Origin of the sequence: Streptomyces sp. NPDC019531 (assembly GCF_044903305.1) — a bacterium.
GTDB lineage: Bacteria > Actinomycetota > Actinomycetes > Streptomycetales > Streptomycetaceae > Streptomyces.
In genome coordinates this window covers 1-21,010 of the sequence record NZ_JBJDQL010000084.1, presented here as the reverse complement: position 1 = coordinate 21,010, position 21,010 = coordinate 1, and the positions used below count along the sequence as shown (strand labels likewise).

The window sequence follows — 21,010 nt, the reverse complement described above, 5'->3', positions numbered from 1 at the left end:
CGACCCCCGGCACCGCGGCGATCGCGAGCACGGACGGCTTGTGCCACAGGACCTCGGGGGTCGGCACCGGCGCCAGGGCCATCGACGCGACCTCGACGTCGATACGCGCCTGGTCGGCGTCCACCTTCAGGAACACATCACCCACGCGCAGGGTCGCGCGCTCGGCATGGGCGACGACGACCTTGACCTCATCCATGAGCGACCAGTATCCCCGGGATGATCGCCGACGTCGCCGGGTTTGTCACCTGCGATGACGCGCCTGACCTTGGCCCCACCGCCCGGCGGCCTCGGGCACGGCCTTGAAGCATTCCTTTCCGCCGCCGACCGCAGGGCGAAAACAGGCCTGCACGGACGTTCCGGGGCTGACCACGCTCATGAGGGCGGCGTCCGCGGCGCCGGCCCCGGTCAGGCTGACGTCCGCGTCCTGCGCCAACGAGATCGTGCAGGGCCAGACGAGCGGTTGTGTCACGGAGTTGCAGAACCTGCTCAACGCGCACGGCGCCGGGTTGGTGGTGGACGGTCAGTTCGGGCCGGCCACGCTTTACGCGGTCCGTGAGTACCAGGCCGCCACGGCGATCGCGGTGGACGGCCGGGTGGGCCCCACGACCAAGAGCAAGCTGTACGCGACCGGAGGCTCGGCGCCTGCCCCCATCAACCTCAGCTCCTCCTCGTGCCCCGCGAACATCGTGCAGGGCGCCAAGGGCGGATGCGTCACCGAGCTCCAGCGGCTGCTCATCCACCACGGCTACGTGATCGACGTGGACGGCGACTTCGGCGCCGGGACCGCGAGCGCCGTCCGCAGCTTCCAGTCCGCCCACGGTCTCACGGTCGACGGCCAGGTCGGTACGAACACCAAGCGCGCGCTGTACGACACCGACGAGTCACCGTCGACCAGTCTGGACCTGAGGTCGGCGTCCTGCCCGGAGAACATCGTGGAGGGGCAGAGCGGCGGATGCGTCGCGACGCTTCAGTCCCTGCTCAACGGCAAGGGGCAGAGCCTCGACGTCGACAGCAGCTTCGGCCCTCAGACCCTGGCGGCCGTCAAGGCGTTCCAGTCCGCGAGCGGGCTGTCCGTCGACGGTCAGGTCGGCCCGAACACCAAGGCAGCCCTGTACTCGAACATCGGTGGTGGCGGCGGCAACGGCGCGCCCGCGCCGATCAACCTGAACTCCGCCTCCTGCCCGAACGAGATCGTGCAGGGCCAACGCAGCAGCTGTGTCACCGAGTTGCAGAGCCTGCTCAACCACCACGGTGCCGATCTCGCCGTCGACGGCGACTTCGGTCCGCTGACCGACAGCGCCGTCCGGGACTTTCAGGCCGAGAAGGGCCTCTCGGTCGACGGCCATGTGGGACCGAACACCAAGGCCTCGCTCTACGGCGCGGTCACCCCGCCGTCGTCGCCCCCGCCCTGCGGCGGTTACGCCAAGATCCTCGACGTGGCGGCGGCCGAGGTCGGCACGGTGGAGGGCAGCGCCCGCGCGAACAGCTACGGCTCGTCTGTGGGCCTTTCGCTGTCCACCAGCAACTACGCCTGGTGCGCGGCCTTCGTGAGCTGGGTCGCCAGGCAGACCGGGGCCACCTCCTACCGCAACTCCTATGTCTCGGGCTGGGTCAAGCAGGCGCGGGCCGGCAGTTACCACCTGTCGGTGACCACCAGCCCCCAGCCGGGTGACATCGTGGCCTTCGACTGGGACGGCGGTAGCGACTTCACCGGCGGCAACGAGCACATCGGCATCGTGCGGACGGTGTCCGGGTCCTCCTTCACCACCGTCGAGGGCAACACGAGCAACCCCAACGGCGGCAGCGACGGCGTCTACGTCAAGTCCCGCACGACCGCCAGCAGTTACGACGTGGTGTTCATCAGGTCCGCTGAGTGGAGCTGCCGGAGTCCTCGGCAGGCCGGGCCGCCCGCGGTGGCCTTCCCAGGACTCCGGCGGCAGCGATGACGCGGAGGGCTCGCGCCGTCGGCGCAGAACCGTCCTCACTGCTTGCACGGGCGATCACGGAGATCGTGATGCCGGAGAACGTCTACGACCGGCCGGCCCCCGCGCAGGCGGCGAGGTCGGCGCTCTGGCCGTAGCCGTCGTCTTCATGCCAGGTGTCCCGGACGGGATGCCGGGGGGACCGGTGACATCGAGGCCGGCGACGACCGCACTCGGGCAGGCCACGGCGGGGACATGAGCGAGATGCCGCCGTGGCCTCCGCCGCCGCCACTACCGTCACCGCAAGCGAGGGCCACGAATGCCCGCTACCTCACAGGGCATCGGGCCCCACGGCAGTGGAAGGGTCCGTCGCGGGAGCGGACTGAGCCCCGCCCGCCGCCCGGTTCCAGCCGTGCGGCGGGCACGCATCGCCGGTCGGCCTCACCGTGTCGCGGTCGACCACGGCTCGGACGATCGCCCCCCACGTCGGCGCACTCCGGAGAACCCCTCGACGAGAACGGGCCGTGAGGGGGGCGAAGTGTCTTCCTCGATCCGCGCCGCCGTCGGCAGGGCGTCTGGGGGCGGGACTCGGCCTCTCTGCGGCCCTGAGCAGGACGGCCCCATACCGGTCACTCGCCGCGCCGAGTAGGGTCCATCATCGTGAGACTCGCGATCTTCGATCTGGACGGCACCTTGGTCGACCGCACCGGCGCCTTGGCCGATGCCATCACCTCACTGAGCGATGACCACGGCTACGGCCCGGAGATCGAGAAGTGGCTGCTGACCGAGCTGGCCGACCACGCCGAGCGCGGTGATTTCGACCGGCTGCGTGCCGCCTTCCCCGTCGGCGAGAGCGCCGACCATCTGTGGCGCGTGTACATCGACCGTATGGCGGCCTCCGTACACTGCCGCCCTGCCGTCCTCGACAGCCTGGAGCGTCTCAAGGACGCAGGCTGGAGCATCGGTGTCGCCACGAACGGTGCCAGCGACATCCAGCGGGCCAAGATCCATGCGACCGGGCTCGCCGACCTGATCGACGGGATCGCGGCGTCCGGCGACATCGACATCCGCAAACCCGACCCGCGACTCTTCGAACTCGCTGCCGCACGATGCGGGACACAGCTCGCTCCCGACGACTGGATGACCGGCGACAATCCCGAGACCGACATCGTCGGCGGCCATGACGCGGGGCTGCGCACCATCTGGGTCACCGGCCGCCCCTGGCCCGACGGGCTGGTGACCCCGCACCACACGGTCGATGACGTCGTCGAAGCCGTCGGTTGTCTGCTCGACGAGGACGGGGCATAGCGCTGGAGGCCGTCCGACGAGACCGCCGCGCCCCCGGCCCGGTTTCGTACCCTGGCACTCATGCGGACGCGTCCCACACTTCACTGGACCCCTCCCCCGGGCCTGCCACCAGGCACTACCGACCTTCAGCCGGTGATCGACGCGCTGAGCACGGGCGGTGTCCTGGTGCTCACCGGGGCGGGCATCTCCACGGAGTCGGGCATCCCCGCCTACCGGGGCGAGGGCGGCAGTCTGAGCCGGCACACGCCGATGACGTACCAGGACTTCACCGCCACCCCGCAGGCGCGGCGAAGATACTGGGCACGCAGCCATCTCGGGTGGCGTACCTTCGGGCGCGCCCGTCCCAATGCCGGCCACCGGACCGTCGCCGCGTTCGCCCGGCACGGTCTGCTCTCGGGTGTGATCACCCAGAACGTCGACGGTCTGCATCAGGCCGCCGGGAGCGAGGGGGTCGTGGAACTGCACGGGAGCCTGGCACGAGTGCGGTGCCTGGACTGCGACGCCCGCACCGCACGCCACGAACTCGCCGTACGGCTCGAAACAGCCAATGCCGCATTCGAACCGGTGGCCGCGGGGATCAACCCCGACGGTGACGCCGACCTGTCCGACGAACAGGTCGCCGACTTCCGCGTCCTGCCCTGCACGGACTGCGGCGGCATCCTCAAGCCCGACGTGGTGTTCTTCGGCGAGACCGTGCCCGCGCAACGGATCGAGCACTGCCGCCAGTTGGTCCGTGAGGCGAGAACAGTGCTGGTTCTGGGTTCCTCGCTGACGGTGATGTCCGGGCTCAGGTTCGTCCGGCAGGCAGCTCAGGAGGACAAGCGTGTCCTCATCATCAACCGGGACCCCACCCGCGGTGACCCGCTCGCCCACACTCGCGTCAGCCTCCCGCTGGGAACCGCGCTGCCGGCTGTCGCGGCTGCGATGAGTCTTCCCATCGGCGGGTGAGCGACGCTCTGAGCGGGGGCGCGACGAAGGCCGTACACCGGTCGGACGCTTCGGCGGAAGGCGTCTGAAGCCGTGTGGTGCACCCCCTGTGCACCCCCTCCTCTCTCCGCCTCGTCATGAGCATGTGGCGATCAGTGTCATGGCTGGGCCAGGCTCCCCCTTCCTTTCCCAGTTTCGCCGGTGAGTACGACGCGGTGGCGGCCGTCGCCGAGGGGTTCGGTGCGCGGGGTCAGGTCGGCGTCCGGGTACCACCACAGGTTGCGGGCCGTGTCGTGGACGAGGACGCCATGGGCGTGGCCGAGGGGGTGCGGGGCCTCCCAGCCTTCGGCGCCCTCGATGCCGGACAGCAGGTCGGGGTCGAGGAGCATACGGCCGTAGCGTTCGTCGAGGATGAGGGTTCACCGTCGGCGTTGCGGGGTTTGCCGGGCCAGCCGGAGTTCTCCTGGTGCATCACGCGCACGTGCGGGTGCTGGTCCGCCAACTCGTCGGGTCGCTGGGCCGAGTTGTCGGTAGAGCCGTCGTCGACGTAGATGATTTTGTACGCGTCCGCCCCCGTTTCATGCCTCTTGTTGTTCTCTTGACGTTCAGACTCCGGCAAAGGTTGATCTCGATGTGACCCACGCCACGTCATCAGGGTGCATAGCGGGGCGCGGCCCAGTGCCTTAGAGAGGGGTGTACGGGTTCCGCGGTAGAGGCCGGCGTGTCCGGCAGGGGGGCAAGGGGCAACGCAGATGGGGCAGTTGCGGGCCGATGAGTTCGACCGCTTCGTCACGGCCCGGTGGTCGGCGTTGCTGCACCTCGCTCGGCTGCTGACCGGCGGGGACCGGCACCGAGCCGAGGACCTGCTCCAGGAGGCGCTGGTCAAGCTGTGGTTCGCCTGGCCGAAGGTGGCCGGGCAGGCGCCCGAGGCGTATGTGCGCAAGGTTTTGTCGCGTGCCGCGGCCCGCTCGGCACGGCGTCGCTGGTGGGGTGAGCGCCCCGTGGACCAGTTGCCGGATCCGCCCGAGACGGGCGACGAAACCGCCGTCGTGGACGAACGGACGCGGTTGGAGGCCATGTTGGCGTTGCTGCCCGCGCGGCAGCGCACCGCGGTCGTGCTGCGTTACTACCAGGATCTGCCCGAGCAGCAGGTCGCCGAGGTGCTGGGGTGTCCGGTGGGCACCGTCCGCTCTCTCACGGCACGCGGCGTCGCGCGGTTGCGGCGGCTCCTGTCCGACGCGGTCGAACCGGTGGAATGAAGAAGGAGCCATGGAACACTTCGAGCAGGACCTGGCGCGGATGATGCGTGACAGCCGGCAGGACACGCCGTACGAGGACCGGCACCGACAGCGGCTGCGCGCCGCCGTACGCGCCCGGCAGCGGTCCCGGGCGGCATGGATGGCCACCTGCTCCGCGATGGTGGTCGCCGGCCTCGGGGTCGGGTTGATGGCGCTATGGGGCTCCTTCGCTCCCGGCGGCACCGCGCCCCGGCCCCGCCCCGCCACCTCCGCCGAGTCGGTCCCGGCGCCGTCGCTGGTGCGTCCTGCGTCGACCGCCCAGGAGGGTGCGAGGTCCACGTCGGATCCCCGGCCGCTGCCGATGCCGTACCGCCTCGCGACGAGCGGGAAACCCACCACGTGATCCAGCAGAACGGGCCCGTGTCCGTGACACGGGACGCGATGGATCGCCGACCGCTCTCCTGGCGGCGGCGACTGCGTGCCTTCGGGTACGTCGGGCACGCGCACGCGTCCGTGCGGGACCGCCTGGTCCCGCCGTTTCCCCCACCGTCGCCACGCCTGTGGAGCGTGATCGGGCTGCGCCCGGCGTCGGCGCGCCGGCCGGGGTGGGGAGGGCCGCTGCTGGTGGCGCTGTTCGCCGGGCTGATGCGCTTCTGGCGTCTGGGCAGTCCGCAGGCGGTGGTGTTCGACGAGACGTACTACGCCAAGGACGCCTGGTCCCTGCTTCAGCTCGGTTACGAGGGCAGCTGGCCCAACTGGAAGATCGCCGATCCGCAGATCCTGGCCGATCCTCAGGTGATCCCGCTCTCCGGCACCGGCTCCTTCGCCGCGCACCCGCCCACGGGCAAGTGGGTGATAGCCGTCGGCGAGTGGATGTTCGGCCTCACCCCCTTCGGCTGGCGTTTCATGACGGCGGTACTCGGCACGCTGTCGGTGCTGATGCTGTGCCGGGCAGGGCGGCGTCTGTTCCGCTCGACGCTGCTGGGCTGCCTCGCCGGGGCGCTGATGGCGGTGGACGGGCTGCACTACGTGATGAGCCGTACGGCCCTCCTCGACCTCGTCGTCATGTTCTTCGTGCTGGCGGCGTTCGCGAGTCTGCTCATCGACCGCGACCAGGCGCGGGCCCGGCTCGCGGCGGCCCTTCCGGTGGGCGAGGACGGCTGGGTACGCCCGGACGCGCGCACCGGTGACCATGCCGGAACGGGAGTCCGGCCCTGGCGGGCGGCGGCCGGCCTCTTTCTGGGGCTGGCGGCCTCGACCAAATGGAACGGGCTGTACTTCCTCGCCTTCTTCGTGGTCCTCACCTTGCTGTGGGATGCCGGCGCGCGCCGCGTGGCGGGGGCACGTCACCCCTACCGCGCGATGCTGCGCAAGGACTTCGGCCGGTCGGTGCTGTCCGTCGTACCGGTCGCCGCCCTGACGTACCTGGTGACATGGACCGGCTGGTTCCTGTCGGACGACGGCTACGGACGCCACTGGGCGGACGGCCGCGGCGGCGCCTGGTCGTGGATTCCGGCACCGTTGCGCAGCCTGTGGCACTACGAGTCGCAGGTGTACCGGTTCAACATCGGACTGCACTTTCCGCACAAGTACGAGTCGAACCCGTGGAGTTGGCCGGTCCTGGGCCGTCCTGTGCTGTTCCACTACCAGTCACCCCGACCCGGCACCGACGGCTGCCACACGGCCACCGACTGCTCACAGACAGTCCTCGCCCTGGGCACACCGCTGCTGTGGTGGGCGGCGTGCTGTGCGCTCGGGTACCTGCTCTACCGGTGGGCGCTGCGTCGCGACTGGCGCGCCGGCGCCGTCCTGTGCGCGGTGGGCGCCGGCTATCTGCCGTGGTTCCTGTACCAGGACCGCACGATCTTCTCCTTCTACGCGATCGTCTTCGTGCCGTACCTGTGCCTGGCCGTCACCATGATGCTCGGAGCCCTGCTCGGCCCGCCAGGGGCAGCCGACGGGCGCAGAGTACGCGGCGCCGTGGCCGCGGGAGCACTCGTCCTGCTCATCACCTGGAACTTCATCTACTTCTTCCCGATCTACTCCGGGCAGACCATCCCCTACGCCGACTGGCACACCAGGATGTGGCTCGACACCTGGATCTGAGCAACTGCCTTGGCCGCCTCCCTCACGGAAGGGCGGGACCACGTTCACGTTTATCACCGAAGGGCTCGACGGCGCCCTGCACGGCGACCGTACGTCAGCTCCTCGCGGCGGGGCTGTGCTGCATCTGATGCCCGCCGTCCTCGGCGCAGGAGAGCACCTCTTCGAGGGGCTCGCCCCACCGGCCCTGACATCGACCGAAGTGATCACCTCACCGATCCTCACGCACCGGCGGTATCTCGGATCGGGACTGCCGCACGCGACTCCGTCACGCCGCAGCCGACGGCTATCAGGACATCAGTTCCGAGATCACCTTGCCGATGCGCCGTTGGCGTGTCGCGTCCGTCTTCGCCTCGCTGATCGACGTGACGTGCGCCTTCTGACGGCTGGGAGCGAGCGTCCGGAATGCCTCCTCGGCCCCCGGCACCGCGGCCAGTGCGGCGGCGAGGTCCGCGGGCGGCTCGACCGTGCGAGGGGCCGTGTCCAGGGCGAGTTCGACTTCGATGCTGTCGCCGCCGGAGATACCCGACTCCCGCCGTTTGTCGGCGCTGAACGGAATCAGGAACTGCCCGCCCATCGAGGCGATCGTGGAACGGTAGGCGTAGCCGTTGACCGTGACGTTGACGGCCGCGCGCTTGCCGCCGCCCAGCGCCTCGACCACCTCCGCCGGAACCGGAACGCCGGTGTTGTTGCCGGTCTGGAACATCCTCGTACTGAACTTCATGCCCATGCCCTCTCCATGCCCTACGGACAGCCTGTGGGAAGAGACCGGAGCCGGGCGGAAAACTCATCGCCGTGGATCGGGCGAGAGTCAGCTGTCGAAAACGGCCTCCGCGCCTCACTCCAACCGCGATGGCGGTCCCGAGGCCATGGCCCAACGGATCGTGCGCGTCATCAGGAGACCCGTGGGCCGTACCGCGAGATCCTCCACGACGGGGAGGCGGGGCAGTCCGAGGACACCCCGGGCCCACGGCGGGAGCAGGGCGACCGCGCTTGCGGCCAGGGCGCCGTAGAGCGGTCGTACGGGCAGGGGGAGCGGGGGCTGCAGGAGGAGGAAGCGGGCGGCGGCTCTCGCTTCCGGGGTGGCGCGCAGTTCCGGCTGGTAGGTGACCAGCCGCTGGGTGAGGGCCCGGCGATCGCGTGGCGGGTCGACCACGCCCAGGGCCTCGGCCACCCGCGCGGTGTCGGCCACGTAATCGTCGTAGCCCAACGCGTCGAGCGGCCTGGCGCCGTAACGTTCGTGCGCGCGCAGGAAGCTGTCGGTCTCGGCCGCGTGCACCCAGCCCAGCAGATGCGGGTCCGCGGCGTGGTACGCCAGTCCCTCGGCCGTCGTTCCACGGACCCGCAGGTGGATGTCGCGCACCCGGGCGACGGCCTCCTCGGCGTCGGCAGCGGTGCCGTAGGTGGTGACGGCGAGGAAGGTGCTGGTGCGCTGCAGCCGTCCCCAAGGGTCTCCGCGGAACCCGGAGTGCGCGGACACGGCAGCCATGGCGAGCGGGTGCAGGGACTGCAGGAGGAGTGCGCTGAGTCCGCCGATGAACATCGACGCGTCTCCGTGGACGACGCGGATGGGCCGCTCCGGGCCGAACCACCGGGGTCCGGGCGTGTCGTGGATGCGGGCACGGTTGGCGGGCCCGTCGGGGCCGGCCACGCGCCGGAACAGGGCCTCGCCCAAGCGATCACGAAGGTCGGTCATCGCTGCCGCGCCTCCTTCCCGCCCCCCAGGGTGAACACACCTGACCATGTGTCTTCCGTGACACCTGTGCGTATGGATGCGGGGCGGGCGCCTCGCTTTCGTGTCCCAAGAACATCGACGGACGACGAAGGGACGTGCGAGCGGGCCGCTCGGAAGCCGCGGCCCGCTCATCGGCTCAGCGGCTCCGGCCCCGGAGCCTGCCGAGCAGTTGCCGGGCCTGGGCCCGGCGACGCGGATCGGCCGACGCACGGCGGACCTGCCCCACGGCACGCCGTCCCTGCGGGCTCCTGCTGAACTGCTTGATCTTCTCCAACATGCCAGGCACGGCTGTCCTCCTGAGAAGGTCGACGACAACGTCTGTACGACAAGGCCCTCGTACAGTCGCGGCTACCCCGAACCCGCCGTCCCACCCCTGCCGTCGGCCCGTCGCCCGTCCGGCCGGATCCGCCGTGACGGGCTCAGTCACCGGGTCCGGGGTCCGGGTGGACGGGCGATCGGATGCCGGCACGGGCCGCTTCCAGCTGGGCGGCGAAGGCGATGCCGAGGAAGAGCGCGACGGCGGTCAGGTTGGCCCACAGCAGCAGGGCGATGAACGCGGTGAGCGGCCCGTACACCGCGCCGAAGGCACCGCTTTTCTCGACGTACAGGGCGAGCAGCCAGGTGGCCGCCACCCACAGCAGCAGGTGGACGGCGGAGCCGAACGCCAGCCAGGTGTAGCCGGGTTGGACCCGGCGCGGCGACCAGCGGAAGATCACCGCGGAGGCCACCCAGGCCAGCAGGAACCCCACCGGGATGTCCAGTACGCCCCACCATCGCGCCCCGGCTCCCTCCCAGCCCGCGGTCTCCGCGAGCGCGTGGCCCACCGCCCGGCCGGCGACCAGGGCGACGAATCCGAGCACCAGGGGCAGACCGGCGACGAACGCGAGAGCGATCGCTCGCGCGTACTTGTGCAGGAAGGGCCGGTCCCGCTCGATGCCGTAGATCCGGTTCGCTCCGCGTTCGATCTGGCCCATCGCCGAGGCCAGGTTCAGCACCGCGAAGCCCGTGCCGAGCCACAGGGCCAGGGTGCTCCAGACGTCGCCGTGCGCGGTGCGCCGTGCCCCGTCGAAGGCGTCCTCGACGATCGCGTCGCTGGCTCCCGGCACGATCCGGCCGAGCGTGAGCTCGATGATCCGGGCCACGCCTTCCGTGTGCACCGACGTGGCCAGCCCGACCAGAGCCACGGTGCACGGGAGCAGTCCGAGCACCACCTGGAAGGCGAGGGCCCGCGCGTTGCTGAAACCGTCGGCGTAGCGGAACCGGGCGACGGAGTCGGTCAGCAGGCGCAGGCCCCCGTAGTGCCGCAGGGCGGTGAAAGCCTCGTCCCCGGAGAGTTCCTCCCCGATCATGTCCCGGGTCTGAGGGACATGCACAGCGGTGCCCATGGCGTGGACTCTCCTTGTCGTACGGCGGCTTCCTGTCCGGTTGCCCCGTAAGTGCCCCGTCCCACCAGTTCCTTCGGCGGAGCGTGGTCCGTCAGGATGCCGGCCGGTGACACCGTGCGTCAGGCGTCCAGCGCCGCCAGCACCACCGACCTGGCCTCCTCCTGGACGCGGCGCAGATGGTCGGGGCCGAGGAAGGACTCTCCGTAGATCTTGTAGACGTCCTCCGTGCCCGAAGGTCGGGCAGCGAACCAGGCGTTGGCGGTGGCCACCTTGATTCCGCCCAGGGCGGCACCGTTGCCGGGGGCCTCGGTGAGGACCGCGGTCACCGGCTCGCCGGCGAGGGTGTCGGCGGTGACCTGGCTCGGGGACAGCTTGGCGAGCAGGGCCTTCTCCTCGCGGGAGGCCGGGGCGTCCACGCGGGCGTAGGCGGGAGCGCCGAAGCGGTCGGCGAGCCCGGCGTAGTGCTCGGAGGGGCTCCTGCCCGTGACCGCCGTGATCTCGGAGGCCAGCAGGGCCAGGATGATGCCGTCCTTGTCGGTGGTCCACACCGAGCCGTCCCGGCGCAGGAACGACGCGCCCGCCGACTCCTCGCCGCCGAAGCCGAGCGTGCCGTCGGACAGGCCGTCCACGAACCACTTGAAGCCGACCGGGACTTCGACCAGCGGGCGGCCGACGTCCGCCGCGACCCGGTCGATCATGCTCGACGAGACAAGGGTCTTACCGATCCCGGCGGCCGCCGGCCACTGCTCCCGGTGGGTGAAGAGGTACGAGATCGCCACGGCCAGATAGTGGTTGGGGTTCATCAGGCCCCCGTCCGGCGTGACGATGCCGTGCCGGTCGGCGTCGGCGTCGTTGCCGGTGGCGATGTCGAACCGGTCGCGCCGCTCGATGAGGGAGGCCATGGCGTACGGCGAGGAGCAGTCCATGCGGATCTTGCCGTCCCAGTCGAGCGTCATGAAGCGCCAGGTGGGATCGGTGAGCGGGTTGACCACCGTGAGGTCGAGCCGGTGCTGTTCGGCGATACGGCCCCAGTAGGCGACCGAGGCGCCGCCCAGCGGATCGGCGCCGATGCGCACGCCGGCGGAGCGGATCGCCTCCAGGTCAAGGACGTTCGGGAGGTCGGCCACATAGGCGCCGAGGAAGTCGTGGCGGCCGGTGCCGGGTGCGGCCAGGGCGCGGGTGTAGGGGATGCGCCGTACGTCCTTCAGGCCGCCGGTGATGATCTCGTTGGCGCGGTCCTGGATCCAGGAGGTCGCCTCGGAACCGGCGGGGCCGCCGCTCGGCGGGTTGTACTTGAACCCGCCGTCGGCGGGCGGGTTGTGCGAGGGGGTGACCACCACGCCGTCCGCGAGGCCGGAGGTGCGGTCGCGGTTGTGGGTGAGGATGGCGAGCGAGACGGCCGGGGTGGGCGTGTAGCCGTCGGCCTGGTCGATGAGGACCGTCACGTCGTTGGCCGCGAACACCTCCAGCGCGGTGATCCGCGCGGGCTCGGACAGGGCGTGGGTGTCGGCGCCCAGGAAGAGGGGGCCGTCGGTGCCCTGGGCGGTGCGGTATTCGCAGATGGCCTGGCTGGTGGCCGCGATGTGGTCCTCGTTGAACGCGGCCGCGAGGGACGAGCCGCGGTGGCCCGAGGTGCCGAACGCCACCCGCTGCCCCGGTTCGGCCGGGTCGGGGTGCAGCGCGTAGTACGCCGTCACCAGACGTGCCACGTCGATGAGGTCCTCGGGCCCGGCGACCTGCCCCGCTCGTGCGTCCTGCATCTGCCCGCTCCTCCGCAAGAGTCAACCGTCGAGTACGGCCCTCATTCTCCCCTGAGCGGCCCAACCGGTCGCGCACCGGGACGTCGTAGCGCTCCAGGAGACCGCAGAGGAGCCCCCCGGAAGCAAGCGTCAATCACAGATTGACGCTCGCCAATCGTCAATCTACGATTGACGCATGAGTCCACTCGACATCAGCCTGGCCGACCTGATCGCCCGTCTCGACGAGGAACTCCCCGGCGCCGACAACCTGGCCCGCATCAGCGAAGCGCATGTACGTGCCCAGACGCTGTCCGCACTCGGTGACCAACTCATCGACCACTACGTCATCAAGGCAAAGCAGGCCGGCTCGTCGTGGACCGAGATCGGCGACGCGATCGGTGTGTCCAAGCAGGCCGCGCAGCAACGCCACACGCCCGCCCCGTTCGAACGGTTCACCGAGCTGAACCGGCACAGCATCGTGCTGGCGCAGGAAGCCGCCCGTACGCACAAGCACGACTCCATCGGCACCGAACACCTCCTGCTGGGCCTGCTCGGCGAACCCCGGGGCCTGGCCTACGAGGTGCTGGTGGCGAAGACGGAGTCGGAGCAGCGCGTCCGCGACGCGATCGAGGAAGCGCTGCCGCCGGCCGGGGAGAAGGCGCTGCGAGGTCACATGGCGTTCCGGGAGGAGAGCAAGCAGGTCATCGAGCAGGCGCACCGCGCGTCCGCCGACCTCGGCCACGACTGGGTCGGCACGGAACACACACTGCTGGGCCTGATCCGCGCCGAGGAGAGTCCGGCGGCCCGGATCCTGCGCGACCTCGGTTTCACGTCGGAGGAACTGCACCAGACGGTCAGGACCGAGATCACCCGACGGTCCACCACGCCCGACAAGCACTGACCGGACTCTCCGTCACAAGCGAGGACAGGCCCGGCACTTCCGCCGCCGTAGTCGGCAACGGCGAAAGTGCCGGGCCTGTTCGTCAGCCCACCGGATCCAGGTGTGTCAGTACGGAGGCGTCCTCCTCGATCAGCGGCGCGAGAGCGGTGTTGAACGGGACGCCGTACGGGGCCTTCAGGTGAGTCCGGAAGGCGGCCTCGTCCCGGTACACCTCGAAGATCCAGAAGGCCTGCGGGGCGTCCGCCTTGGTGTAGACGTCGAAGGCGAGGTTGCCCTCCTCGGCACGCACCTTCAGGGCGTACTCCCCCAGCAGGCGGGCGACTTCGGCCGCCGCTCCCTCGCGGGCGGTGAACTCGGCGTACAGGGTCTTCTTCACGATGCCGCGTCCTCACGGGTGATCTTCTTCGCGCCCGTCATGATGGCCACCGCGTCCTCCATCGAGTACGCGTCGGGGGTGATGACGCCCGCGCAGCCGCCGAGGCGCTGGATGTGGATGCGGTCGGCGACCTCGAAGACGTTCGGCATGTTGTGGCTGATGAGGATGATGCCGAGGCCCTGGTCGCGCAGGTCGCGGACGAGCTTGAGGACCTGGCCGGTCTCGCGGACGCCGAGAGCGGCGGTGGGTTCGTCGAGGATGACCACCCGGCCGCCGAACACCGCGGTCCGGGCGACGGCGACGGACTGGCGCTGGCCGCCGGAGAGTGTCTCCACCGCCTGGTTGATGTTCTGGAGCGTGCCGATGCCGAGCCGTTTGATGTGGTCGGCGGCCTGCTTCCTCATCTCGCCGGTGTCGAGCATGCGGAACACCGAGCCGAGGATGCCCTTGCGGCGGATCTCGCGGGCGAGGAAGAGGTTGCTGGCGATGTCCAGGGCGGGGGCCACGGCGAGGGTCTGGTAGACGGTCTCGATGCCGGCGTCGCGGGCGTCCTGCGGCCGCTTGAAGTGGACCTCCTTGCCCTCCACGAGGATGCTGCCCCGGTCCGGGACGAGTGCCCCGGACAGGCACTTGATCAGGGTGGACTTGCCGGCGCCGTTGTCACCGATGACGGCGAGGACCTCGCCGGGGTGGAGGGTGAGGTCGACGTCGCTGAGACCGATGACCCGGCCGAAGACCTTGACCAGGCCCTTGGCCTCGAGAACGGGGGCGGTGGCGGTCGTCACGACTTCACACTCCGGATCCACTGGTCGACGGAGACAGCCGCGATCACCAGGACGCCGACTGCGAGGACTTGGTAGTTCGGGTCGATACCGGCCAGCGCGAGGCCGTTGACGAACACCTGGACGATGAGCGCGCCGATCAGCGACCCGAACACCACCCCGCGTCCGCCGAACAGGCTGGTCCCGCCGATGACCACGGCGGTGATGGACTGGAGGTTGGCGTTGAGCCCGCTGTTGGGGTCACCGCCGCCGACCCGGCCGACCAGCACCCAGGCCGCCACCGCGATGGTGATGCCGGCCAGCATGTAGGCGCTGAGCAGCACCCGGTTGACGGAGATGCCGGCGAGTCGGGCGGCCTCGATGTCGTCGCCCACGGCGTACAGGTGACGGCCCCAGGCGGTGTAGCGCAGGGCGTAGCCGACCACCGCGTACAGGGCGATCATGAGGAGGACGCCGTACGTCAGGTTCAGCTGACCGATGGCGATCGTCTGGCCGCTCCACATCAGCAGGTTGCCCGGCTGGAGGGAGATGGTCTGGCCCTTGGCGTAGATCAGGGTGATCGCCGTGAAGACGCTGAGGGTGCCGAGGGTGACGATGAACGGCGGCAGCTTGACCTTGGTCACCAGCAGCCCGTTGACGGCCTGCGCGGCGACCGCGACGACCGCCCCGGCCAGCAGGGCGAGTCCGCCGGGCCAGCCGCTGTCGGCGACCAGCTTCGACATCAGCAGCGACGCGAGCACCATGACGGCGCCGATCGACAGGTCGATGCCCGCGGTCAGGATGATCACCGTCTGGCCGACGGCGAGCGTCCCGATGACGGCCACCTGCTGGGCTACCAGTGAGAGGTTCTGCAGCGCGTAGAAGCGGTCGTTCACCAGGGAGAACACGATGGCTGCGAGCACCAGGACGATCGCCGGGCTGAGCGCCGGCTGGCGGTGCAGCACCGAGTGGACGCGCTGGCTGAGGGTGGCGGGCCGGTTGAGGAACTCCTCCGCCGGTGCCGGTGTGGCTTGACTGTCCACGTGAGTGGTCACAGGGGGTCCTTCCGCTGTCTTCCCCGGTACGGCTCATGGGCTCGGGTGATGCGGGTGCGATGCCGGCGCGCCGACGGTTGCCGGCATCGCACCGGGTTCTGGTGTCAGCTGCCCCAGCAGGCGGACGCGGCCTGCGAGGGGGACTGCACGGTCAGGCCGCCCAGGGCCTTGTTCGCCACCAGCGCGGTTCCGGTGTCGTAGAACGACTTGCCGTTGGTCACGCTGGGCTTGCTGCCACCGCGGGCCAGCTTCGCGATCGAACTCACGCCGAGGGCCGCCATCTTGCCGGGGTACTGCACCGCGTCGGCGGCGAACTTGCCGCTGGTGACGTTCTTCAGGCCGGAGCAGCTGCCGTCGATGGCGTAGATCGCGACGTTCTTCTCCTTCCCGGCGGCCTTCAGCGCGTTGTACGCGCCCTCACCGGCGGGCTCGTTGATCGCGTAGACGACGTTGATGTCCGGGTTGGCCGACAGGCAGTTCTCCATCGCGGTGCGTCCGCCGTCGATGGCGCCCTGGGTGGGCTGGTGGCAGGCGATGGTGTACGTGCCGCCCTTGCCGCCGGTGTACTTGCCGGACTTGGCCTCCTTGCCGTTCTCGGTCTTGCTGCCCGGGTCGATGCCCATGCCCTCCAGGAAGCCGTGGTCGCGCTGGATGTCGACGGAGACGACCTGGTTGTTGAACAGGTCGAGCATGGCGATGACCGCGGGCTTGCCGTCCAGGGCCGCCGCCGCGTACTGGCCGTCGAGCTTGCCCGCCTGCTCGTTGTCGGTCGCGTAGGTGATGTCGGCGGTGCTCGCCGGGTTGAGCGCGGTGTCCAGGGCGATCACGAAGAGACCGGCCTGCTTGGCACGGTTCAGGGCGGCGTTCACGGCGTCGCCGTTGGTGGTGATCAGGATGCCCTTGTCACCACGCGATATGGCGTTGTCGACGGCGGTGATCTGGGTCTGGGTGTCGCCGTCGGAGCTACCCGCGGCCACCGTCAGGCTCACGTTGTCCTTGGCGGCCTGGGCCTTGGCGTCCTTCTGCATGCTCACGAAGTAGGGGTTGGTGAGCGTCTTCAGGATCAGCGAGACGCCCACCTTGTCGCCGCTGCCCGACGAGGAGCCGCTGTCGGAGGAACCGCAGGCCGCCAGCGTGACGCCGAGGCACATGGTGACGCCGATCGCTGCCGCACGGACGCGCGGACTGCGGCGACCCGACACCTGGCTGCTGGAGAAGTTCATAGCGTGATCCCTTTCGGAGCCCGTCCCTTGGCCGACGCTGAGACAACGTTGACTGACGGGGATGCTGGACCCATATGGACGAGGGCGTCAAGGGGCTGGTAGACATGCGTCGGCAACGACTCAGTAACGCGCGAACCGGCGGGAGACAACGATGACTCAAGGCGAACCGCCGCCGCGGTCCCCCCGCAGCCGCCCCACCATGCGTGAGGTGGCGGCGCTGGCCGGCGTGGCCATCAAGACGGTCTCGCGTGTGGTCAACGGCGTCCCCACCGTCGACCCGGCGATCGTCGCCCGGGTCCGCGAGGCCGCCGACCAGCTGGGCTACCGGCCCAACCTGACCGCGAGCAGCCTGCGGCGCGGGGACGGTCGTACGGCCACCATCGGCATGCTCGTCGAGGACGCGGCGAACCCCTTCTCCGCCGCCCTGACCCGCACCGTCGAGAACGTGGCGCGGGAACGTGGTGTCCTCGTGCTGGTCGGCAGCCTCGACGAGGACCCGGCGCGGGAACGGGAGTTGGCCCGCGCGCTGGTCGACCGCAGGGTCGACGGGTTGGTGATCGTCCCTGCGGGGCGCGACCAGAGCTATCTGATCAGCGAGCAGCGGTCCGGCACCTGCATGGTCTTCGTGGACCGGGAGGCCGGTCTGCTCGACGCGGACGCCGTCGTGTCCGACAACCGCCAGGGTGCCGTCACCGCCGTCGACCATCTGCTGCGGGCCGGTCACCGCCGTATCGGCTACCTCGGCGACCGGGCGTCCATCCCCACCGCCGCGCTGCGTTTCGAGGGGTACCGGCACGCCCTGGAGGTCGCGCACCTCAAGTGCGACGACGAGATCGTCCGCCATGTGGAGGCCAGTGAGGCGGCCGCCATGGCCGCGACCGAGGAGTTCCTGTCGCTGCCGAATCCACCGACTGCGCTCTTCACCAGTCAGAACCTGGTGACCATCGGGGCCGTTCGCGCCCTGCGCGCACTCGGTCTGCAGGACTCCGTCGCCCATGTGGGCTTCGACGACTTCCCGCTCGCCGACATCCTCAGCCCGGGCGTCTCCGTCATCGCCCAGGACGTCGAGCAACTGGGCAAGCAGGCCGCCGAGATGCTCTTCGGGAGGCTGGACGGCGACGAGGCGCCCACCAGGACCGTCACCGTGCCGACCCGGCTGATCGCGCGGGGCTCCGGCGAGATCCCGGCGGGGGTTCTTCAGCGCTGAGGCGGGGGTCCTTCAGCGCTGAGGCGTGGGTTCTTCAGGCCTGAGGCGTGGGTTCTTCAGGGCTGAACCGGGCGGAGTCGCGGGCGGCCGGAGGAAGGCCGGTCAGCCGTCCTTGCTCACCGCCGAGTCGAGGAGGGGGCCCAGTTCGCGGGCCACGGTCGTCAGGGGCCGTACGTCCTGCTCGGCACGGGCCAGGAGGATCGCTCCCTCCAAGGCGCTGACCATGAGGGTGGCCAGCGCGTCGGCCCGTTCCTCGGGCACCCCCATGTCGGCCAGTGCCCCGGCCACCGGCCCGGTCCAGCCGGCGAACGCCGCTGCCACGGCCTGACGCGTGGACGGGCTGGATTCCGCCCGGTCCACCGTGGCGGCGGCGACGGGGCAGCCGCCCGCGAAGCCGACGGTCTCGTACTCGTCGGTCCACTGGCGCACCATCTGGGCGAACAGCCCGCTCGGTGTCGGTTCGGGCAGGGCGGCGAGGAAACGGGCCACCCGCTTGCCCGCGTAGCGGCCCGCCCACTCCACCGCCTCGTTGACCAGCTGTTCCTTGCCGCCGGGGAAGTAGTGCTGGAGCGAACCGCGCGGCGCGTCGGCGTGGGCGGCGACCTCGCGCATGCCGGTGGTGGCGACCCCGTCGCGCCGGATGAGCTGAGCCGCGCTGAAGACCATCCGCTCGCGCGCTCCCCGTTCGGGCGCCGCCATCCCCGACCTCCTGTCCACTGGTGCGGGGTCCACTCTATGACAGCTGTCATAGACGCGGGTACTATGACAGCCGTCATAGAGTGCGGAAACGGCTCGGCTACGGCCTGAGCCGGAAACGGCGGTGCCTCGTGAACGTGAGTTTCATCGGCCTCGGCACCATGGGGCAGCCCATGGCCCTCAACCTCGCGCGCGCCGGGACGCCTCTCGCCGTGTGGAACCGCACCCCCGGCCGGTGCGAGGCCCTGCGCGCCGCCGGAGCCGAGGTCGCCGCGAGCCCCGCCGATGTCTTCGACCGGGCCGGGACCGTGATCCTCATGCTGGCCGACGAGGCTGCCGTGGACGCCGTGCTGGGGCGCGGCACACCGGACTTCGCCACCCGCGTCGCCGGACGGACCCTCGTCCACATGGGCACGACCTCGGCCGAGTACTCGGCCGGCCTGCAGGATGCCGTCCGGGCGGCGGGCGGAAGATATGTCGAGGCCCCCGTCTCCGGGTCCCGCATTCCCGCCGAGCGGGGCGAGCTGGTGGGAATGACCGCGGGTGACGCCGACGCCGTCGCGGACGTACGTCCCCTGCTCGCCGCCATGTGCCGGGAGACGTTCGACTGCGGTGCGGTTCCGGGCGCGCTGCTGATGAAGTTCTCGGTGAACCTGTTCCTGATCACCCTGGTCACCGGGCTGACCGAGGCGTTCCACTTCGCCGAGAGGCACGGACTCGACCAGGGCCTGCTGCGGGACGTCCTGGACGCGGGCCCCATGGCCAGTGCCGTCTCGCGGGTGAAGGGGTCCAAGCTGCTGGCCCGCGACTTCACCGTGCAGGCCGCCGCCGGCAACGTGCTGGAGAACAACCGTCTGATCGCCGAGGCCGCCCGCAAAGCCGGCCTGGCCTCCCCCCTCCTCGACGCCTGCCACGCCCTGTACGGCGAGACCGTCGAGCAGGGACACGGCAGCGCGGACATGGTGGCCGTCCTGCACGCCCTGGAGACACGCACCGCCGCACCGCCCTCGTGACACGCCGGCACGCGCTGATGAGTCCCGTACGACCCACTGGAGCTCCGGTGTGTCCCCACCCGAGCCCGGAGCCGTGACCGTTCCGCCCGTCCGCCTCTTGCGGTGGCGTCCCGTGCTGCTCGCGGCCGGCTTCCTCGTGGTCGCGGGAGTGGTGACGGCGGGCGTGCTGACCGCCGAGGACACCGGTGCGGGCAAGGACACCCGGTCCGTCTCGCTGCCGGCCTCGTCACCGCCGCCGCCACGACCACGGTGTTCACCCTGCGCCGCCGCAGGACACGCACGGCGGCTCGCTGAGCGGCCGTCGGCCCCTGACCTGACACGGGGCTGCGCCCCTCACCCGGTTCCAGCGACCGGGTGAGGGCGTTGGGGTGGCGTGGTGGGTCGATGACGCCCAGCGCCTCGGCCTGCCTGGGGACGTAGACACTGATCGCTGGGGCCAGACGTTCGGCGAAGAAGGCGTGGAAGGCCTGCTCCGACTCCCAGACGTCGATCACATGGAGCCCCTGCGCGTCGAACCACGCCACATGGAATTGGCCGCCGGACGGGGCGACGTCCTCCCAGCCGACCGCCTCCCGCACCGTGTCGTACTGCTCGGGGGTCATTTCGCGCCCCTTGCCTTTTCATCGTGTCGGGTGCCACCGGCTCACGGCGCATCGTCCCTGCCGGACCTACGCCTTCGTAGAGCGCGCAGAGGCACGGTCGGGCGGCACTCCGCTCTTCACGCCCGGCGTATGGTCGCGCGAGTCTCCTCGGCAGCCGGCACGTGCGCCTTCTCGTCCACGGATGGCGGAAGGTGGAGGAGTTCAGTCCGTCACAGCGGTGACCGCATCCGGGTGATCGGCGAGATAGCCCTGGACCACCGACAGGAAGTCGGCGTCGGGCCCCAGGCCGAGGGCGGCTGCGCGCCGGTGATCCAAAACGGCCGGCCACGAGCCGACGATGGCCTCGATCGAGGGGTCGGGTGCGATCGTGACCCGGTCGGCGGCCGCGCTCCCGGCCACCTGTCGCAGCGTGCTGAGCATCTCTCCCACGGAGGTGGTGAGGGCCGGAAGGTTGACGGGCAGCGGGCCGTCCAGGCGACCGGGCCCGGTGCCACGCTCGGCTTCGGCGACGCGGAGGATTCCCTCGACGGTGCGGCGCGGCGAGGCGAGGGCCACCCGCAGGTCGGGGTTCACCGGGCAGACGGCCGGGAGACCCGCCAGCGGCTCGCGGATGATGCCGGAGAGGAAGCCTGAGGCGGCCGCGTTCGGCCTGCCGGGCCGGATCGCGACGGTCATCAGGCGGGCCACGCGTCCGTCCACGAAGCCGCGACGGGTGCAGTCCGCGATCAACTGCTCGCACATCAGCTTCTGCGTGCCGTAACTCGACCGTGGCACCGGCAAGGTCGTCTCGCTGATCACAGGGGGCAGGGGCAGTTCCGG

General features: G+C 70.5%; 20 protein-coding genes and 3 pseudogenes. 9 read left to right on the top strand and 14 right to left on the bottom strand.

Going from position 1 to position 21,010, the window contains the following annotated elements:
* Positions 1 to 196 (bottom strand): annotated as a pseudogene (locus ACI2L1_RS43695) (aminoglycoside phosphotransferase family protein); the annotation flags it as partial.
* 178 nt (positions 197 to 374) lie between these two features.
* On the opposite strand from ACI2L1_RS43695, the gene ACI2L1_RS43690 reads away from it, so the two are divergent.
* From ACI2L1_RS43690 to ACI2L1_RS43680, 3 genes are all read left to right on the top strand, one after another.
* Positions 375 to 1,946, top strand: a complete 1,572-nt coding sequence (locus ACI2L1_RS43690) for a peptidoglycan-binding protein (RefSeq protein WP_404745050.1) — start codon at positions 375 to 377, stop codon at positions 1,944 to 1,946.
* 636 nt (positions 1,947 to 2,582) lie between these two features.
* Positions 2,583 to 3,230 (top strand): HAD family hydrolase, encoded by a 648-nt coding sequence (locus ACI2L1_RS43685; protein ID WP_404745049.1) that lies wholly within the window; start codon positions 2,583 to 2,585, stop codon positions 3,228 to 3,230.
* A gap of 60 nt (positions 3,231 to 3,290) precedes the next feature.
* Positions 3,291 to 4,178: an NAD-dependent protein deacetylase gene (locus ACI2L1_RS43680; protein WP_404745048.1), complete on the top strand. Its 888-nt coding sequence runs from the start codon at positions 3,291 to 3,293 to the stop codon at positions 4,176 to 4,178.
* A 137-nt stretch (positions 4,179 to 4,315) separates the two neighbouring features.
* Here ACI2L1_RS43680 and ACI2L1_RS43675 read toward each other — a convergent pair whose 3' ends face one another.
* Both ACI2L1_RS43675 and ACI2L1_RS43670 read right to left on the bottom strand, forming a co-directional pair.
* Complete coding sequence (locus ACI2L1_RS43675) at positions 4,316 to 4,546, bottom strand: hypothetical protein (protein WP_404745053.1); 231 nt, start codon at positions 4,544 to 4,546, stop codon at positions 4,316 to 4,318.
* Positions 4,547 to 4,587: 41 nt separating this feature from the next.
* A pseudogene (locus ACI2L1_RS43670) lies at positions 4,588 to 4,809 on the bottom strand (glycosyltransferase); the annotation flags it as partial.
* Between the two features lie 100 nt (positions 4,810 to 4,909).
* Here ACI2L1_RS43670 and ACI2L1_RS43665 point away from each other — a divergent pair.
* The 3 genes from ACI2L1_RS43665 to ACI2L1_RS43655 are packed head-to-tail and all read left to right on the top strand — an operon-like array spanning position 4,910 to position 7,501.
* Positions 4,910 to 5,416, top strand: coding sequence for a SigE family RNA polymerase sigma factor (locus tag ACI2L1_RS43665; RefSeq protein WP_404745047.1), 507 nt, complete (start codon positions 4,910 to 4,912; stop codon positions 5,414 to 5,416).
* Positions 5,417 to 5,426: 10 nt separating this feature from the next.
* Entirely contained in the window at positions 5,427 to 5,798 is a 372-nt protein-coding gene (locus ACI2L1_RS43660; RefSeq protein ID WP_404745046.1) for a hypothetical protein, read from the top strand.
* Between the two features lie 38 nt (positions 5,799 to 5,836).
* Positions 5,837 to 7,501 (top strand): dolichyl-phosphate-mannose--protein mannosyltransferase, encoded by a 1,665-nt coding sequence (locus ACI2L1_RS43655; protein ID WP_404745051.1) that lies wholly within the window; start codon positions 5,837 to 5,839, stop codon positions 7,499 to 7,501.
* 286 nt (positions 7,502 to 7,787) lie between these two features.
* Here ACI2L1_RS43655 and ACI2L1_RS43650 read toward each other — a convergent pair whose 3' ends face one another.
* From ACI2L1_RS43650 to pgm, 5 genes are all read right to left on the bottom strand, one after another.
* Positions 7,788 to 8,222: a YdeI/OmpD-associated family protein gene (locus ACI2L1_RS43650; protein WP_404745045.1), complete on the bottom strand. Its 435-nt coding sequence runs from the start codon at positions 8,220 to 8,222 to the stop codon at positions 7,788 to 7,790.
* A gap of 114 nt (positions 8,223 to 8,336) precedes the next feature.
* Complete coding sequence (locus ACI2L1_RS43645) at positions 8,337 to 9,194, bottom strand: oxygenase MpaB family protein (RefSeq protein WP_404745044.1); 858 nt, start codon at positions 9,192 to 9,194, stop codon at positions 8,337 to 8,339.
* A 175-nt stretch (positions 9,195 to 9,369) separates the two neighbouring features.
* Positions 9,370 to 9,519 (bottom strand): hypothetical protein, encoded by a 150-nt coding sequence (locus ACI2L1_RS43640; RefSeq protein ID WP_404745052.1) that lies wholly within the window; start codon positions 9,517 to 9,519, stop codon positions 9,370 to 9,372.
* 133 nt (positions 9,520 to 9,652) lie between these two features.
* Entirely contained in the window at positions 9,653 to 10,618 is a 966-nt protein-coding gene (locus ACI2L1_RS43635) for a YihY/virulence factor BrkB family protein (protein ID WP_404745043.1), read from the bottom strand.
* Between the two features lie 119 nt (positions 10,619 to 10,737).
* On the bottom strand, positions 10,738 to 12,378 hold the full coding sequence (pgm, locus tag ACI2L1_RS43630; protein WP_404745042.1) for a phosphoglucomutase (alpha-D-glucose-1,6-bisphosphate-dependent): 1,641 nt from the start codon (positions 12,376 to 12,378) through the stop codon (positions 10,738 to 10,740).
* 175 nt (positions 12,379 to 12,553) lie between these two features.
* On the opposite strand from pgm, the gene ACI2L1_RS43625 reads away from it, so the two are divergent.
* Positions 12,554 to 13,258, top strand: a complete 705-nt coding sequence (locus ACI2L1_RS43625; RefSeq protein WP_404745041.1) for a Clp protease N-terminal domain-containing protein — start codon at positions 12,554 to 12,556, stop codon at positions 13,256 to 13,258.
* 82 nt (positions 13,259 to 13,340) lie between these two features.
* Here the strand turns inward: ACI2L1_RS43625 and ACI2L1_RS43620 are convergent, their stop codons facing one another.
* The 4 genes from ACI2L1_RS43620 to ACI2L1_RS43605 form a co-directional block, all read right to left on the bottom strand.
* Positions 13,341 to 13,634, bottom strand: a complete 294-nt coding sequence (locus tag ACI2L1_RS43620; protein WP_404745040.1) for a putative quinol monooxygenase — start codon at positions 13,632 to 13,634, stop codon at positions 13,341 to 13,343.
* On the bottom strand, positions 13,631 to 14,419 hold the full coding sequence (locus ACI2L1_RS43615; RefSeq protein ID WP_404745039.1) for an ATP-binding cassette domain-containing protein: 789 nt from the start codon (positions 14,417 to 14,419) through the stop codon (positions 13,631 to 13,633). Before ACI2L1_RS43615 ends, ACI2L1_RS43620 begins: the two co-directional genes overlap by 4 nt.
* On the bottom strand, positions 14,416 to 15,450 hold the full coding sequence (locus tag ACI2L1_RS43610; RefSeq protein WP_404745038.1) for an ABC transporter permease: 1,035 nt from the start codon (positions 15,448 to 15,450) through the stop codon (positions 14,416 to 14,418). The genes ACI2L1_RS43615 and ACI2L1_RS43610 overlap by 4 nt, the downstream gene beginning before the upstream one ends.
* Positions 15,451 to 15,554: 104 nt before the next feature.
* Complete coding sequence (locus tag ACI2L1_RS43605) at positions 15,555 to 16,673, bottom strand: substrate-binding domain-containing protein (protein WP_404745037.1); 1,119 nt, start codon at positions 16,671 to 16,673, stop codon at positions 15,555 to 15,557.
* 151 nt (positions 16,674 to 16,824) lie between these two features.
* Here ACI2L1_RS43605 and ACI2L1_RS43600 point away from each other — a divergent pair, with 151 nt between their 5' ends.
* Positions 16,825 to 17,880, top strand: a complete 1,056-nt coding sequence (locus ACI2L1_RS43600) for a LacI family DNA-binding transcriptional regulator (RefSeq protein WP_404745036.1) — start codon at positions 16,825 to 16,827, stop codon at positions 17,878 to 17,880.
* Positions 17,881 to 17,982: 102 nt separating this feature from the next.
* Here the strand turns inward: ACI2L1_RS43600 and ACI2L1_RS43595 are convergent, their stop codons facing one another.
* The gene (locus ACI2L1_RS43595) at positions 17,983 to 18,579 is read right to left on the bottom strand and encodes a TetR/AcrR family transcriptional regulator (RefSeq protein ID WP_404745035.1); all 597 of its coding nucleotides are present in this window, start codon (positions 18,577 to 18,579) and stop codon (positions 17,983 to 17,985) included.
* A 128-nt stretch (positions 18,580 to 18,707) separates the two neighbouring features.
* Between ACI2L1_RS43595 and ACI2L1_RS43590 the strand changes: the two genes are divergently transcribed.
* Complete coding sequence (locus tag ACI2L1_RS43590; protein ID WP_404745034.1) at positions 18,708 to 19,589, top strand: NAD(P)-dependent oxidoreductase; 882 nt, start codon at positions 18,708 to 18,710, stop codon at positions 19,587 to 19,589.
* Positions 19,590 to 20,392: 803 nt separating this feature from the next.
* On the opposite strand, the pseudogene ACI2L1_RS43585 reads toward ACI2L1_RS43590, so the two are convergent.
* Positions 20,393 to 21,010: pseudogene (locus ACI2L1_RS43585) on the bottom strand (NAD-dependent epimerase); the annotation flags it as partial.